This is a genomic window from Flavobacterium sp., assembly GCF_013823965.1.
Lineage (GTDB): Bacteria > Bacteroidota > Bacteroidia > Flavobacteriales > Flavobacteriaceae > Flavobacterium.
The window spans coordinates 1-2,662 of record NZ_PNNA01000024.1; the positions used below are offsets into that span (position 1 = coordinate 1).

Consider the following 2,662-nt stretch of genomic DNA (forward strand, 5'->3'; position numbering starts at 1 on the left):
ATTGTTCCTGCCGTAATTCAAAGAAATATTTTTGAAAATCCGGGTTGGTACACGGCTTACACGCCTTATCAAGCCGAAATTGCACAAGGTCGTTTGGAAGCAATTTTAAATTTTCAAACTATGGTTATCGAATTGACCGGAATGGAAATTGCCAATGCCTCTTTATTGGACGAAGGGACTGCCGCTGCCGAAGCAATGGCTTTGTTATTCGACGTTCGTTCCCGTGACCAAAAGAAAAACAACATCAATAAATTCTTCGTTTCAGAGGAAATTTTACCACAAACTTTATCCGTTTTGCAAACCCGTTCAACACCAATTGGAGTTGAATTAGTAATAGGAAACCACGAAACTTTTGATTTTTCATCCGAATTTTTTGGAGCCATTCTTCAATACCCAGGGAAATTTGGACAAGTACACGATTATTCTGAATTTATTGCCAAAGCAGCCTCAAATGAAATAAAAGTAGCCGTTGCCGCCGATATTTTAAGCTTAACTAAACTAACTCCTCCAGGAGAAATGGGCGCTGCAGTTGTTCTTGGAACCACGCAACGTTTCGGAATTCCGTTAGGTTATGGTGGACCTCATGCCGCTTATTTTGCCACAAAAGACGAATACAAAAGAAGCATGCCCGGAAGAATTATTGGTGTAACAATCGACACTGACGGAAATCGTGCACTTCGTATGGCTTTGCAAACTCGCGAACAACACATCAAACGCGACAAAGCAACTTCCAACATTTGTACCGCACAAGTTTTATTGTCTGTTATGGCAGGAATGTACGCTGTTTATCACGGACCAAAAGGTTTGAAATACATTGCCTATAAAATTCACGCTTTGACTGCGACTTTATCCAATGAATTGGAAAAATTAGGTTTACAACAAACCAATACCGCTTTCTTTGACACCATCGTAGTGAAAGCTGATGCCCAAAAAGTAAAAGCAATCGCTGAACAAAACGAAGTAAATTTCTATTATATTGACGAAAATACCGTTTCTATTTCCTTGAATGAAACAACAAGTATTACCGATATCAACAAAATTGTTTCGATTTTCGCTTCCGCAAATAATGCCCAGGCCAGCACAATTGAAGTTTTGACGGAAACCAATCATTTTCCTTCCCATTTGGAAAGAACTTCAAGCTTTTTGGAACACGAAATTTTCAATAAATTCCATTCGGAATCAGCGATGATGCGTTACATCAAAATGTTGGAACGTAAAGATTTATCCTTGAATCATTCGATGATTTCGTTGGGTTCTTGCACCATGAAATTGAATGCTGCAGCTGAAATGTTGCCTTTGAGCAATCCTCAATGGAACAACATTCACCCTTTTGCACCATTGGACCAAGCACAAGGTTATCAGGAAATGTTGTCCAAATTGGAACAACAATTAAACGTGATTACCGGTTTTGCAGGAACCACTTTGCAACCCAATTCTGGCGCACAAGGCGAATATGCAGGACTTATGGTCATTCGTGCTTATCACCAATCTCGTGGCGACCACCATAGAAACATAGCCTTGATTCCTTCATCGGCACACGGAACCAATCCGGCTTCGGCAGCGATGGCGGGAATGAAAGTTATTGTTACCAAAACATTGGAAAACGGAAACATCGATGTGGAAGATTTGCGTGAAAAAGCCATCGCCCACAAAGACGATTTATCATGTTTGATGGTAACATATCCTTCAACTCACGGTGTTTTTGAAAGCGCCATCAAAGAAATTACACAAATCATTCACGATAACGGCGGCCAAGTTTATATGGACGGCGCCAACATGAATGCACAAGTTGGTTTGACCAATCCAGCAACCATTGGAGCTGACGTTTGTCACTTGAATTTGCACAAAACTTTCGCCATTCCTCACGGAGGTGGAGGACCAGGTGTTGGACCAATTTGCGTGGCCAAACAATTAGTTCCATTTTTACCAACAAATCCAATAATTGCAACTGGCGGTTCAAATGCCATCACGGCGATTTCGGCAGCGCCTTGGGGTTCGGCTCTGGTTTGCTTGATTTCTTATGGCTATATTTCGATGTTGGGAACAGAAGGCCTAACCGACGCTACAAGATATGCCATATTGAATGCCAATTATATCAAGGAAAAATTAAACGGTCATTACGACACTTTATATTCCGGCGAAATGGGTCGTGCGGCTCACGAAATGATTTTGGAATGCCGTCCTTTCAAACAAAAAGGAATCGAAGTTACCGATATCGCCAAACGCTTGATGGATTATGGTTTTCACGCACCAACGGTTTCTTTCCCCGTGGCCGGAACCTTGATGATTGAACCAACCGAGAGTGAAAACTTGGAAGAATTGGACCGTTTTTGCGATGCCATGATTTCCATCAGAAAAGAAATTGAAGCTTCGACATTGGAAGACAAAAACAACGTCTTGAAAAATGCTCCACATACTTTAGGAATGTTGACTGCCGATGTTTGGAATTTTCCTTACAGCAGAGAACAAGCCGCTTTCCCATTGGATTATATCGCGGAAAACAAATTCTGGCCAACCGTTCGCAGAGCAGATGATGCTTACGGCGACCGAAATCTAGTTTGCAGTTGCGCTCCGATTGAAGCTTATATGGAAAACTAATATACAACAGAAATGTCTCGAGAAATCGGGACATTTTTTTTTAAACAAAACAATGACAGACATT

At 41.3% G+C, this 2,662-nt stretch carries 1 protein-coding gene; it reads left to right on the top strand.

Annotation, left to right across the window (positions count from 1 at the left end; genetic code table 11):
• Window positions 1-2,598 (top strand): aminomethyl-transferring glycine dehydrogenase (gene gcvP, locus C0430_RS02590; RefSeq protein WP_290865176.1); only part of this gene is annotated, 2,598 nt, incomplete at its 5' end.
• Between the last annotated feature and the right edge of the window lie 64 nt (window positions 2,599-2,662).